10 protein-coding genes are annotated in these 14,330 nt (G+C 35.1%); all 10 read left to right on the top strand.

Going from position 1 to position 14,330, the window contains the following annotated elements; genetic code table 11:
* The first annotated feature begins 3 nt into the window (after positions 1-3).
* A complete protein-coding gene (locus DKT72_RS07950; protein WP_111308203.1) occupies positions 4-2,385 on the top strand; it encodes a glycoside hydrolase family 31 protein in 2,382 nt (793 codons plus the stop codon).
* Positions 2,386-2,792: 407 nt separating this feature from the next.
* Positions 2,793-4,883 carry an alpha-glucuronidase gene (locus DKT72_RS07945; RefSeq protein WP_111308202.1) on the top strand — a complete coding sequence of 697 codons (2,091 nt, stop codon included), beginning with the start codon at positions 2,793-2,795 and terminating at the stop codon, positions 4,881-4,883.
* A 35-nt stretch (positions 4,884-4,918) separates the two neighbouring features.
* A complete protein-coding gene (locus tag DKT72_RS07940) occupies positions 4,919-5,773 on the top strand; it encodes a sialate O-acetylesterase (RefSeq protein ID WP_111308201.1) in 855 nt (284 codons plus the stop codon).
* A 56-nt stretch (positions 5,774-5,829) separates the two neighbouring features.
* Positions 5,830-6,750, top strand: a complete 921-nt coding sequence (locus tag DKT72_RS07935; protein ID WP_111308200.1) for an alpha/beta hydrolase — start codon at positions 5,830-5,832, stop codon at positions 6,748-6,750.
* A gap of 11 nt (positions 6,751-6,761) precedes the next feature.
* Positions 6,762-8,021, top strand: a complete 1,260-nt coding sequence (locus DKT72_RS07930; RefSeq protein WP_111308199.1) for a family 8 glycosyl hydrolase — start codon at positions 6,762-6,764, stop codon at positions 8,019-8,021.
* Positions 8,022-8,038: 17 nt separating this feature from the next.
* Complete coding sequence (locus tag DKT72_RS07925; RefSeq protein WP_111308198.1) at positions 8,039-9,187, top strand: alpha/beta hydrolase-fold protein; 1,149 nt, start codon at positions 8,039-8,041, stop codon at positions 9,185-9,187.
* A gap of 19 nt (positions 9,188-9,206) precedes the next feature.
* Positions 9,207-10,337, top strand: a complete 1,131-nt coding sequence (locus tag DKT72_RS07920; RefSeq protein ID WP_111308197.1) for an alpha/beta hydrolase-fold protein — start codon at positions 9,207-9,209, stop codon at positions 10,335-10,337.
* Positions 10,338-10,376: 39 nt separating this feature from the next.
* The gene (locus tag DKT72_RS07915; RefSeq protein WP_111308196.1) at positions 10,377-11,543 is read left to right on the top strand and encodes an alpha/beta hydrolase-fold protein; all 1,167 of its coding nucleotides are present in this window, start codon (positions 10,377-10,379) and stop codon (positions 11,541-11,543) included.
* Between the two features lie 20 nt (positions 11,544-11,563).
* A complete protein-coding gene (locus DKT72_RS07910) occupies positions 11,564-12,667 on the top strand; it encodes an alpha/beta hydrolase-fold protein (protein ID WP_111308195.1) in 1,104 nt (367 codons plus the stop codon).
* Between the two features lie 113 nt (positions 12,668-12,780).
* Positions 12,781-13,938: an alpha/beta hydrolase-fold protein gene (locus tag DKT72_RS07905; protein WP_111308194.1), complete on the top strand. Its 1,158-nt coding sequence runs from the start codon at positions 12,781-12,783 to the stop codon at positions 13,936-13,938.
* Positions 13,939-14,330: the final 392 nt, after the last annotated feature.

The following is a 14,330-nucleotide window of genomic DNA, read 5'->3' as shown; positions in this document are numbered from 1 at the left end:
AATATGAAATGCATTTATTGGATAGGTTTACTGTCATTATTTATAGTTAGCTGTGGTACAAAAGCTTATGACAAAACAGACTTAGGGTTAAAAACAATTATTGATTCTACTACTGTAGACATTCAATTTTTTTCCCCTAAAATTATTAGAGTTTTAAAATACCCACAAGATTCAGTCATTGATAAAAAAAGTCTTTCGGTTATTAAATCTCCAGAAAAGTTAGATTTAAATATTTCTGAAGATGACAATTTTTTCACTATAAGTAGTAATAGCTTAAAAGTAAGATTAAACAGAAAATCGGGTGAAATTTCATATTCTGATTTAAATGGTGATTTACTATTTACTGAAGCACCTAGTTACGACTTTACTCCTACCAGTGATGCAGGAGAGAACACTTTTAAAGTGACTCAATCATTCAAATTAGAGCCAGATGAAGCCATTTATGGCTTAGGTATTCTTCAACAAGGTAAAATGTCTCAAAGAAACCAAGAAGTCTTCATGGTTCAAGGCAATACTCAAGACTACGTACCCTTTTTCCAATCGGTAAAAGGGTATGGTCTTTTTTGGGATAATTACTCACCCACTACGTTTAAAGATGATGAGAATGGGACTCAATTTAGTTCTGAAGTTGGCAAATGCATTGATTATTATTTCATGCTTGGTGGTAATGCAGATGGCGTTATTGCTGAAATGAGAAATCTTACGGGTCAGGCACCTATGTTTCCTTTATGGACATTTGGTTTCTGGCAAAGTAAGGAACGTTACAAAAGTCAAGATGAAACTGTTGGTGTTGTAGAAAAATATCGTGAATTGGGTGTGCCTCTTGATGGTATTATTCAAGATTGGCAATATTGGGGCGATAATTACCATTGGAATGCTATGGAATTTTTAAACCCGAATTTCCCAAATCCACAAAAATTCGTCAATGATGTTCATAATTTAAATGCCCATATGATTATTTCCATTTGGTCTTCTTTTGGTCCTGAAACTAATGAATATAAAGAATTAAAAGATAAGGGTATGTTGATGGATTTTGGCACGTGGCCCTTATCGGGCAAAGATGTTTGGCCTCCAGATATGAATTATCCATCTGGCGTTGTGGTTTACGACCCTTATAATCCTGAGGCAAGAGATATTTATTGGAAATATCTTAAAAAAGGTCTATTTTCTTTAGGCATTGATGGCTGGTGGATGGACTCCACAGAACCTGACCATATGAATGCCAAACCTGAAGATTTAGACAATAAAACCTACCTTGGTTCTTTCAGGAAAGTACGTAATGCCTTTCCTTTAATGACCGTTGGTGGTGTTTACGATCATCAACGCAAAGAAACATCTGATAAACGTGTTTTCATCCTAACACGTTCAGCTTTTGCAGGACAACAGAGATATGGATCCAATACATGGACTGGAGATGTTACGTCTTCTTGGGAAGCTCTTAAAAATCAAATTCCAGCGGGTCTCAATTTTTCAATGACTGGGATACCTTATTGGAACACAGATATTGGAGGCTTCTTCCTATCAAAATTTCCAAAAAAACTGGACGACCCAAATTACAAGGAGCTTTATGCGCGCTGGGTTCAGTTTGGAGCCTTTAGTACTATGATGCGTTCACATGGAGCCGATGCCCCACGTGAAATATATCAATTTGGAAAAAAGGGGGAACCTATTTATGATGCTATCGATAAGTTTATCAACTTACGCTATAGCCTATTACCATATATCTATGCGACTTCATATGATGTAACGGCGAATCAGTCCACTATAACTCGGGCTTTAGTAATGGATTTTGCTGAAGATAAGAACACGCATGATATTAATAATGAGTATATGTTTGGAAAATCCATATTAGTAGCTCCTGTGACAGACCCTATGTATACAAAAGATGTTAATGAACATAACAAAGTTCAAGATTTTAGCACAACGAAATCGACTGAAATTTATTTACCTGCAAATACTACATGGTATGATTTCTGGACTAACGAAAAATTGGTAGGCGGTAAAACCATTAGTAAAGAAACACCTATTGATATGATGCCGCTATATGTTAAAGCTGGTAGTATCATCCCTTTTGGTCCTAAAGTCCAATTTGCTGAAGAAAAAGATTGGTCAAATCTAGAAATACGAGTTTACACTGGAGCCAATGGTGAATTCAGTTTATATGAGGATGAAAAAGACAATTATAATTACGAAAAAGGAGCATTTTCTCTAATCAGTTTTGAATGGGATGATTCCAATAAAAAACTTACAATAAATAAAAGAGAAGGCACTTTTGATGGTATGTTGAAAAACCGATCTTTTAATATTGTTTTTATAAATTCACACAATGAACCCTTATCTAAAACTATTGATTACAACGGTGAAAGGTTAGAAGTAAAGTTGTAAGAATTTTGATTCTTACAACTTTTTTTTCAATATGCAATTACTCATAAAAAGCCTATAAATATGATTCTAAGCTTATATAAAATTGTAGGGTGATAAACCTTTGTGATCTCTTTTTGATTACAAAAAACGTAATGGTATCATAAAACATACATAGCAAAATTATTGATAGGTTAAGCTATAAAACATACTTAAAATTTGATTTACCAAGACAAAGTGTCTCGCTCATCCAATTAACTTGGTAAGTTTAAATACCTACAATAAATAATTAATTTGTTAAAATTCAAGAATTAAAATTGACTTTTATTAAAATTAACAGTCTAATATATACCATGTCTTAGCTACCTACTAAATATTTTTGGATTTGCTATTAGAATTGAATTCAAACGATAATTAATTAAAAATTTTAAATGAATTTCTCAAAACAAATTATCTCTTTATTTACAATCATAGTTTTATCTTTTGTTGGTCATTCAGAAAACGGCCATGATGCATGGCTTCGTCCAAAAAAAGCAAAAACAGTTAATGTCATAACCTCAAAACAATCACCTACCATTTCTATTGCTAAAAATGAACTTATACAAAGTTGGCAAGGAACCGAAGGTGCGACGGTCACTTTAAGGATTAAACGCAATAAATCTCTAAAATCTGATGGTTTTAAAATCAGTGAAAATAGCATCCAAGCCAATACAGATTTAGGACTTTTATATGGTGTTTATGAACTTTTAAGAAGACAACAAACAGGTGTTTCCATTAAAGAAGAAATAATTAATCCTTCTTACGACAGACGAATTCTAAACCATTGGGACAACCCAAATGGAAGTATAGAACGTGGTTATGCTGGAAAATCCATATTCTGGCATTATGGTAAAGATTCTTTAGCTGTCACAGATGGTGACATAAAATTATGGAAAGAATATGCCAGAATAAACGCTTCAATTGGTATTAATGGTGCTGTTCTTAATAATGTAAATGCATCTCCCATGATGCTAACTGCTGGGTACTTAGAAAAAGTGAAAGCTATTACTGAAGTGTTACGTCCATATGGTGTTAAAACCTATATATCCATTAAATTTTCTTCACCTTCTTTAATTGGTGGTTTAAAAACCTCAGACCCATTGGATACAGAAGTCATTACATGGTGGAACAATAAAATAAAAGAAATCTATAAATTAATTCCAGACTTTGGTGGTTTTTTGGTAAAAGCTAGTAGCGAAGGGCAACCAGGGCCACAAGATTATGGTCGTACACATGCCGATGGTGCCAATATGTTGGCAGACGCTTTTAAACCTTATGGAGGTATTGTAATGTGGCGAGCATTTGTTTATAGTTCCAATGATGTAGATAGAGCAAAACAAGCATATACAGAGTTTGTTCCTCTTGATGGTCAATTTCGTGATAATGTGATCATTCAAGTTAAAAATGGTCCTGTTGATTTTCAACCTAGAGAACCATTTAGCTCGCTTTTTGGAGCACTTAAAAAAACAATCATCATGCCCGAACTACAAATTACTCAAGAATATTTGGGACACTCCACGCATTTAGCTTACTTAGGTACCATGTGGAAAGAGTTTTTAGAAAGTGATACATATCAAAAAGGACCAGGCAGCACGGTTGCAAAATCTACAGATGGTAGTCTTTATAATCAAAAAATATCTGCTATCGCAGGCGTTTCAAATATAGGTCTAGACACTAATTGGACGGGGCATACCTTTGCACAATCTAACTGGTATGCGTTTGGTCGTTTGGCATGGAATCATGAATTAACAAATGATCAAATTACCGAGGAATGGATTACATTAACTTTCTCTCCTTTTGATGTTGAAAATAGTCAAGTAAAAATCGATTTTTCAAAACAAGATTGGAGCAATCATTTTCTTAAACCAGTAAAACATATGATGCTTGATAGCCGAGAAGCCGTTGTAGATTATATGATGCCACTTGGTTTACATCATATTTTCTCAGCAAATGAGCATTATGGCCCAGGGCCTTGGTATGCTCCAGCTAGGGTAAGAAAGGACTGGACACCTCCTTATTATCACAAAGCTGATAGTTTAGGAATTGGTTTTGATAGAACTGAAACTGGGAGCAACGCCGTTAGCCAATATGAAGAACCACTTCGTTCAGAATTCAATAATATAGAAACTTGTCCAGAAAATCTACTACTTTGGTTTCATCATGTATCATGGGATTATAAAATGAAAAATGGCAAAACACTTTGGGATAATCTGTGTTATCATTATGATGCTGGATTACAAAAAGTTAGAGAATTTCAAAAAATATGGGATAAGACAAAGCCTTATGTAGATAGCGAACGGTTTTATGAAGTTCAAAGCAAGCTTCGTGACCAAAGCAGAAATGCCCAAGTATGGAAAGATGGCTGTTTATTGTATTTCCAAGAATTCAGTAAGATGCCCATACCATATGATATTGAACGTCCTATACATGATTTGGAAGATTTAAAAATCAGCACCATGAAAAGACCTTTAAACTATAAATAACAATACTAAGCAAGTCTGTAAAACATTATTTTAAAATGAAAAAAAATCTAAAATCATTCATATTTACGTTTTTGCTAGCATCAGTTAGCACCATGTATTCCCAAGACACAAATTTCCAGATCTATTTAAGTTTCGGACAATCTAATATGGAAGGAAATGCACGTATTCAACCCCAAGACACTGTAAACATCAATGAGCGTTTTCAGGTTCTAGAGGCTGTTGACTGTCCTAATCTAAATCGAGAAAAAGGGAAATGGTACACAGCAGTTCCTCCTTTATGTCGTTGCAGAACAGGCCTTACCCCTACTGATTATTTTGGCAGAACTATGATTGAAAATCTTCCGGAAAATGTTAAAGTTGGTGTTATCAATGTATCCATAGGAGGTTGTAAAATTGAATTATTTGATAAAGACAAGTATAAAGAATACTTGACTGATGTACCAGGATGGATGACCAATATGGTAAATGAATATGATGGCGATCCTTATGGACGACTTGTTGAAATGGCTAAAATAGCGCAAAAAGATGGTGTTATTAAAGGCATTCTTTTGCACCAAGGAGAATCAAATACCAATGATACACTTTGGACCAAAAAAGTGAAAATCGTATATGATAATTTAATTAAAGATTTAAATCTTAATCCAAAAGACGTTCCCTTATTAGCTGGTGAAGTTGTTAATGAAGACCAAGGTGGTGTTTGTGCTAGCATGAATAAAATTATAGCAACATTACCAGAAACTATTCCTAACTCCTTCGTTATTTCTTCTGCTGGTTGTCCCGATGGCCCTGATAATCTTCATTTTAATGCGGAAGGTTATAGAATGTTTGGGAAGAGGTATGCTGCAAAGATGTTATCTTTATTAGGTTACAATAACATTACCACAGACTAGAATTAAAACATTTAAAAACTACCACCTAAAAAACCAACTAAACTAAAAATACCACCATGCAAAAATCGGCTAACATTTCCATCAGCAAGCAATCGGTTGTTTTTATATTTACTGTTTTATTTTTATTTACATGTAAATTGATTCATGCTCAAGAAATCATCAATCTATATCCTTCAACTATACCAAACTCAAAACCTTCAGATATAAAAGAATCTGGAGAGGGCATGTATAGAAATGTTACCCATCCCACACTAGAATATTTCAAACCAAATCCAGAAAAAGCAACAGGCACTGCCATTATTCTTGTGCCAGGTGGTGGTTATAGTGTTGTAGTTTATCAAGGCGAAGGTGTTGTCAATGCGAAAGCTCTTGCGGAAAAAGGCATTGCTGCCTTTGTATTGAAATATCGCTTGCCTGACGACAACATCATGATTAATAAAAAAATTGGTCCCCTACAAGATGCTCAACAAGCTATAAAATTAGTTAGAGAAAATGCTGAAAAATGGGCATTAGATAAAAATAAGATAGGCATTATGGGTTTTTCAGCTGGAGGCCATTTAGCATCTACTGCTGCGACTCATTTTGAAAAATCATACATTGAAAATTCAAATAATACTAGTTTACGTCCCGACTTTCAAATTTTGGTATATCCCGTAATTAGTATGACCGATAGCTTAACACATGGAGGTTCTCGAGATGCTTTATTAGGTAAAAACCCAAGTAAAGAAGATATTGAACTTTTTTCAAATGAATTACAAATAAATAAAAACACACCTCCTGCTTACCTAACACATACCGCAGATGATACCACAGTTGATGTAGATAACACTATTGAATATTTTGAACACCTGAGACACAAAAAAGTTGATGCAGAAATGCATATTTATCCAAAAGGTGGACACGGCTTTATTTTTAGGCATCAAGGATGGATGGATCCTTTGTTTTCATGGTTGAAACGAAATAACTGGACGAATTAAAAACTAAGAAGATGAAAATATTTAATAAAAATATCTTTTCAATATTTATAATATTCACTTTAAGTTCCTTAGTAGTTACTTCGCAAAACAAGGCTGAGTCAACTTTTAAAAATGTTAAATATAAAAATCTCTTTTTAGAAGCTGGTTACAAAAAATCTGATATTAATAAAAAACTCTCAAAAGCTTATTATGATATTTTTGAAGGACCAAACCGTGTCTACTTTGAGGTTGGTGATTCCATGGCTTACGTATCGGATGTCAAAAATAAAGATGCTAGAACGGAAGGCATGTCTTATGGTATGATGATTGCCGTGCAACTAAATAAAAAAGAAGTTTTTGATCGTATTTGGAGGTTTTCCAAAACGTATATGCAGCACCAATCGGGACCAAGAGAAGGCTATTTTGCATGGAGTTTTAATCCCGTAACCATGAAGAAAAATTCACCTGGCTCAGCTTCTGATGGGGAGTTATATTATATCACTAGCCTCATTTTCGCTTCAAACAAATGGGGAAATAACACTGGCATTAATTATTATAAAGAAGCAAGAAGAATATTAGATGCTATGTGGAAAAAAGATGGCACTGGAAACATCTATAACCTTATTAATACGGAGCATAAGCAGATTTCATTTGTTCCAGAAGGCAACAATTATAATTGGACAGATCCATCGTATCATCTACCTGCTTTTTATGAAATTTGGGCAGCCTATGCTAAAGATGGTCATGAAGAATTTTATAAAGCATGTGCCGATACTTCTCGCGTATTTTTACACAGAGCTACACATCCAGTAACAGCTCTAAATTCTGATTACACGGAGTTTAGTGGAGAACCACATCCCACTCGTTGGATGCCGGCGGGCTTTCGTTACGACTCTTGGCGTGTTCCTATGAATATTGCAATGGATTATGTTTGGTTTGGTAAAGATAAAGACTGGCAAAAAGGGTATGCTAAACGCTTTCAAAATTTCTTAAGATCTAAAGGATTAGACACTTATGAAGACCAATTTAACTTAGATGGCTCACGACCTGAATTCATACTTAAAGCTGGTAAAGAACCAAAACTACGACATTCTATTGGTTTAGTTTCTACTGCAGCCACTACGGCTCTTATAAGTAATGATAAAAGTAGTCTAGATTTTGTGCATGCTATATGGGATGCTAAACTGGAGCCATATGAAGACGGTTATTTTGACCCCTACTATGATGGTTTATTATATCTTTTTAGTTTAATGCACTTAAGTGGTAACTACCAAATTATATTGCCTAATTAAATTTCGCACTTAATAAAATGAAAAAAACTCTTTTAATACTAATCACTTTTATATCGTTTTTTGAAAGCTATACCCAAGATAATGGCATATCAGCTTCAACCAATGTTCAAGGTCGTGAGTACCCTAAAGTATTACCGGACCATCGTGTCATCTTTCAAATCAATGCACCAGATGCTAAAGGTTTACAGATTGACTTAGGCAAAAAATATGATATGGTAAAAGATGATAAGGGGATTTGGACCGTAACCACCGATCCTATCGTTGAAGGTTTCCATTATTATTCATTAATTGCTGACGGAGTAGCCACAACAGATCCAAATAGTAATACCTATTATGGAATGAGCCGTTGGGCTAGTGGAATTGAAATTCCTGAAAAAAATGTAGATTATTATCTTCCAAAAGATGTTCCCCATGGTGATATCAGAATTAAATATTATTATTCAAAAATTACCCAAGATTGGAGGAGAGCCTTTGTATATACACCACCTGGATATGATAAAGATCTCAATAAAAAATATCCAGTACTTTATCTTTTACATGGTGGTGGTGAAGATGAAACAGGATGGGCAAATCAAGGTAAAGTCAATTTTATTTTAGATAATTTAATTGCTGAAGGAAAAGCAAAACCTATGCTGATTGTTATGGATAAAGGCGCAGCTACCGATCCAAATACAAAACCTGTTGAAGGACAAAGATCTGGTATTAGTTTTAATTTCGAAACGCTAGAAAAAGTGTTTATAAACGACATTATCCCCATGGTTGAAAAGGACTTTAGAGTTATTGCCGACAGAGACCACAGAGCTATGGCAGGACTCTCTTTAGGTGGTTTTCAAACATTCCATACCACAATGTACAATCTTGATAAGTTTGCCTACATAGGTGGTTTTAGCGGCCCTGCCTTAATGAGAGGCCCTGATACTACTATCCAAAATGTATATAATGGTATATATGCAGATGTAGATGCGTTTAATAAAAAAGCTAAATTAGTGTATATAAGCACAGGCACCGAAGAACCTGCTGGTATGTATCAAACGGTCAATAATGTTCATAAAGAATTTGAAAAAGCAGGTATTCAACATATTTATTATGAATCCCCAGGAACAGCTCACGAGTGGTTAACATGGAGACGATCGCTCAATCAATTCGCACAATTACTTTTCAAATAATATAAAACTAAACTTAAAAATGAAAAACGTATTTTTAATCATAACTTTTTTAGGAGTTATAAGTTCTTATGCTCAAGAAAACACATTTCCTGAAGGCACAAAACCCGCATCAACAAATGTGATTGGTGCTCAATATCCACGTATAGACTCAGAGCGCAAAGCATACTTTAGAATTAATGCTCCTGCCGCTGATAGTATCTCTGTCAGCTTGGGAAACCTTGCATTAACAAAAGATGAAAAAGGTGTTTGGACAGGAGTAACAAAACCTTTAGACCCTGGTTTTCATTATTATACTTTAAAAATTAATGGTGTCGATGTTGACGACCCTAACAGTGAAACCTTCTATGGTATGAGTCGTATAGCAAGTGGTATTGAAATACCAGAAGATGGTGTCGATTTTTATGATATTAAAGATGTGCCTCATGGGAATATTGAGTCTCATTGGTATCTAGCAAAATCAACTGGAAACATGCGTTTGGCATATGTTTACACACCACCTGGATATGATAAAAACACCAAAGAACGTTACCCTGTTTTATATTTACAACATGGTATGGGTGAAGACCGCAGAGCTTGGGGTAATCAAGGACGTGCTAATTTTATTTTAGATAATTTAATTGCTGAAGGCAAAGCCAAACCTATGATTATTGTTATGGAAGATGGTGGTATAGCCCAAGGATTCGGTAGCCCAAAACGACCTCAAGACAAAAATTTCTGGGATAGTTTTGAGGATATCATGATTAAAGATCTTATCCCAAATATTGATAGCCATTACCGTACACTTAGTGATAGTTCACATCGTGCCATTGCTGGTTTATCGTTAGGAGGCACTCAAACCTATCAAATTTCACAATCAAATCTTGATAAATTCGGCAACATTGGAATTTTCAGTGCCCCATTTGGATTTCCGGGTATTGAAACAGGTTATAATGGTTTGCTTAAAAAGCCTGAAGAATTTGCTAAAAAAGTGAAATTATTCTATGTAAGCATGGGATCTAAAGAAGGAGCGCGTTCGGGTAGAAGTACCCATGAAGAATTGGATAAAGCGGGTATTAAAAACGTTTACTATGAAGCTCCAGGAACGGCCCACGAATTCCAAACATGGAGAAAAAGTTTGTATGGTTTTGCCCAACTTCTTTTTAAAGATTAATTTAATATCATAAAACTTCTAAACTAAATTAAAAATAAAATGAATTACAAATCTTTAGTAATTATTTATTCATCGTTACTTATTAGCGGAATAAGTTTTTCACAATCAACAGTCGTTGAAGATTTCAAAAAATCTGCAACGACACAAGAAGGCAAGGAATATCCTCAAGTAAATTCCGAAGGACGTGTACGTACTCAAATTTTAGCTCCAGAAGCCCACAAAGTTCAATTGGACATTGGTGGTGTAAAATATGATTTAACAAAAGATGAAAAAGGTATGTGGATAGGACAATCTGCGCCTCAAGATGAAGGATTTCACTATTATCAACTAAACATTGATGGTGCTTCTGTACCAGATCCAGGAAGTCTTTATTTTTATGGTGCTAGTCGCTGGGGAAGCGGTATTGAAGTTCCTGCAAAAGATCAGGATTTTTATGCATTAAAAAATGTACCTCATGGAGAAGTACGCGAACATCACTATTTTTCTAAAACCAATAACGCGATGCGTCGTTGTTTTGTTTATACACCTCCAGGATATAATCAAAACCCCAACAAACGTTACCCTGTTTTATATTTACAGCATGGTGGTGGTGAAAATGAAACAGGTTGGGCAAGTCAGGGACATGCTGATTTAATTATGGACAATCTTATAGCAGATGGTAAATCCAATCCTTTTATAATTGTTATGGATAACGGAACTTGGGCAATGCCAAGACCTGCCGGTGCTCCACAACAAGGAGGTGGTCGTCCTGCAGGTAATTGGCCTCCTGACGGTTGGGCTGATGGATTTAAAAACACACTGCTTAATGACATCATTCCAATGATTGATTCCAACTATCGTACGGTGGCAGACCAACAACACAGAGCCATGGCAGGGCTATCTATGGGTGGTATGCAGACTCGTGCTATTACATTAGCAAATCCAGATGCATTTTCACAAGTTGGTATTTTTAGTGGGGGCAGTATCAGTATAGAAGATATTGAAAAAGTACCTGATTTTAAAGATAAGATTAAATTATTATTTGTTAGCTATGGTAGTCGTGAATTAGAAAACCCAAGACAAGGTAGTACCGACCCAAAAGTAAATACAGAAGCCCTTAAAAAGGCTGGTATGAATACACATTTTTATGTATCTCCTCAAACAGCTCATGAATGGCAAAGTTGGAGACGAAGTTTACATGAATTTGCGCAATTAATATTCAAATAAAAACAACTAAATTAAACATTATGAAACAATTAGTATTACTACTTGCTTTGTCTGGATCGCTTTTTTTAGCACAGGCACAAGAAATTAAAGAAGATTTTAAACCATCGAGTAAAAACCAACCTGGACAAGAATATCCACAAGTAAACTCTCAAGGGTATGCGCGTTTTAAAATTGTAGCTCCTGCTGCTGATAGCGTTAGAGTAAGTCTAGGATTAGGCGGACAAGGCGGTACCAAATTAGAAAAAAACGCTGAAGGTGTTTGGATGGGAACTACTGCTGGTCCTATGGATGAAGGATTTCATTACTACCATATTAATATGGATGGTGGAACATTTAATGATCCAGGAGCTTTAAATTACTATGGTTCTATCCGTTGGGAAAGTGGCATTGAAATACCTGCCCACGATCAAGATTTTTATGCATTAAAGAATGTACCCCATGGTCATGTTCAGCAAGTACTTTTCCCATCGCCAAGTACAGAAACATCAAGACGTGCTTTTGTATATACCCCACCAGGATATTATGAAAATCCATCTAAACGTTATCCTGTATTATACCTTCAACATGGCTGGGGCGAAGATGAAACTGCTTGGAGCAACCAAGGACATGCCAATCTAATTATGGATAACATGATTGCAAAAGGCGAAACTAAACCTTTCATTATTGTTATGACTTATGGAATGACAAATGAAGTGAGAATGGGTGGTATGAGAAATTTCAAAATTGATCCATTCCAAACCGTGCTGGTAAAAGAATTAATTCCTTACGTAGATTCTCATTTCCGCACAATCGCAGACCAACCACACCGAGCTATGGGAGGTCTTTCAATGGGTGGTATGGAAACTAAAACGATCACCCTTAATAATCCAGATGTATTCTCTCATTATGCACTTTTAAGTGGTGGCACATATGCTCCTGAGGATATCAAAGATAAATCTAAAGTAAAACTTATTTTCTTGAGTTGTGGTAGCAAAGAGAGACCTGATGGCGTTAAAAGCGCTGCTGTTGCTCTTAAAGAAGCTGGTTTCAATGCCGTTTCTTACGTTTCTGAAGGTACGGCTCACGAGTTTCAAACTTGGCGTCGTAGCTTACACGAACTAGCTCCTCTTCTTTTTAAAGAATAAACTTTTCCAACTAAACTAAATTTTTTCTAAAACCCGCTTTGTGAAGCTAAAAAAAAAACTAACAACTAAACCATTTCACATTGCGGGTTTTTCTATTATCTAAAATCATTTCTATGAATTATAAGTGCATCGCTTTCCTTGTATTAATTCTATTAACCTACAATGTCAATCTTGCTCAATCAAACCAATCCAAAGCCATTGAAAATTTTAAACCTTCATCGGTAAATCAACCTGGTAAAGAGTATCCTCAAATAAATTCTGAAGGTCGTGTTCGTGCTAGTATTTCTGCTCCCAATGCCAATAAAATCCAACTGGATCTTGGTGGTGTAAAATATGATATGGTAAAAGACGACAAGGGAGTTTGGACAGGAGAATCAGAACCTCAAGACTCAGGTTTTCATTATTATCAACTTAATATTGACGGTGCATCAGTTCCAGATCCTGGCACATTGTATTTTTACGGTGCAGGCCATTGGGGTAGCGGGATAGAAATCCCTGCTTCAGATAGCGATTTTTATGCTGTTAAAGATGTCCCTCACGGACTTGTAAGTGAAACTATTTACTTCTCCAAATTAACAAACTCTTTTAGAAGGTGTTTTGCTTATACACCAGCTGGCTACACTAATGATATAAAAGCCCGCTATCCTGTTCTTTATTTACAACATGGTAGTTTTGAAGATGAAACAGGATGGGCATCTCAAGGGAAAGCCAATCTAATCCTTGATAATTTAATTGCTACAAAACAAGCTGTTCCAATGATTATTGTGATGGACAATGGCTATGCTTATAAACCTCAAGAAAGTAATGCGCGCCCAGTTTCAGTATTTGAAGAAGTGATTATTAATGAAGTGATTCCTATGATTGATTCTAAATTTAGAACCATCCCCGACCGTGAACATAGAGCAATCGCTGGACTGTCTATGGGAGCTAACCAAACCATGCGTATCGTCATCAACAATCTTAACACATTTACGTATTATGGTGGATTTAGTGGTACATCAAATTATCCAAGTTCAGAGGTTATCGATCCTTCTTTATTTTTAAATGGAGCGTTTAACGACGGTAAAATAGTAAACAAGCAACTTAAAGTTTTATGGCTTGGTTTAGGGACCAAAGAACCAGCTCCTTTCCCAGAATCAGTGGGTGCTTTTAAAGCTATGCTAGACAAACAAGGTATTAAATATATATATTACGAGTCGCCTAATACCGCTCATGAATGGTTAACTTGGAGACGAGACCTCAAAGAATTTGCCCGTTTATTATTTAAATAAATAAAACATATCTAAATGGCAAAAAAGCCTTGATGCATTTTCAAGGCTTTTTTGTCATTTAAAACTTTTGTTATTCTTCTCCATTTACTTCTTATCTTTAAAAAAGCAGAAATATCTTAAATATGTTGCTTAACCAACATTTGATTTTAAATAATGTTTTGGTTACTGATTTATTTTGAAAATCACTAATGGTCTATCATTGTTGGCAATAAATAAATAAGGACTATTTTTTAAATTTATCAATTGCATGTGTTTTGCATTTAGGTCGTTATAAAAACTAACGTCTTTAAGAGAGGGTTTCGACCGCGCTCAACCTGACAGTTCATTTAAGCATACATGATTTATTGTAAATATTCAAAACTTAATTACAGCTTAAGTTAAACTTAAATATA

Origin of the sequence: Confluentibacter sediminis (assembly GCF_003258355.1) — a bacterium.
Lineage (GTDB): Bacteria > Bacteroidota > Bacteroidia > Flavobacteriales > Flavobacteriaceae > Confluentibacter > Confluentibacter sediminis.
The sequence above is the reverse complement of the archived record's forward strand: the minus strand, read 5'-3'. Positions and strand labels throughout refer to the sequence as shown.

What these genes read in the sequence shown, in the direction of transcription:
- DKT72_RS07940 (WP_111308201.1), top strand. Translation starts at nt 4,919, where the DNA reads ATGAAAAAAAATCTAAAATCATTCATATTTACGTTTTTGCTAGCATCA.
- DKT72_RS07905 (WP_111308194.1), top strand. Translation starts at nt 12,781, where the DNA reads ATGAATTATAAGTGCATCGCTTTCCTTGTATTAATTCTATTAACCTAC.
- DKT72_RS07935 (WP_111308200.1), top strand. Translation starts at nt 5,830, where the DNA reads ATGCAAAAATCGGCTAACATTTCCATCAGCAAGCAATCGGTTGTTTTT.
- DKT72_RS07920 (WP_111308197.1), top strand. Translation starts at nt 9,207, where the DNA reads ATGAAAAACGTATTTTTAATCATAACTTTTTTAGGAGTTATAAGTTCT.
- DKT72_RS07925 (WP_111308198.1), top strand. Translation starts at nt 8,039, where the DNA reads ATGAAAAAAACTCTTTTAATACTAATCACTTTTATATCGTTTTTTGAA.
- DKT72_RS07930 (WP_111308199.1), top strand. Translation starts at nt 6,762, where the DNA reads ATGAAAATATTTAATAAAAATATCTTTTCAATATTTATAATATTCACT.
- DKT72_RS07945 (WP_111308202.1), top strand. Translation starts at nt 2,793, where the DNA reads ATGAATTTCTCAAAACAAATTATCTCTTTATTTACAATCATAGTTTTA.
- DKT72_RS07950 (WP_111308203.1), top strand. Translation starts at nt 4, where the DNA reads ATGAAATGCATTTATTGGATAGGTTTACTGTCATTATTTATAGTTAGC.
- DKT72_RS07915 (WP_111308196.1), top strand. Translation starts at nt 10,377, where the DNA reads ATGAATTACAAATCTTTAGTAATTATTTATTCATCGTTACTTATTAGC.
- DKT72_RS07910 (WP_111308195.1), top strand. Translation starts at nt 11,564, where the DNA reads ATGAAACAATTAGTATTACTACTTGCTTTGTCTGGATCGCTTTTTTTA.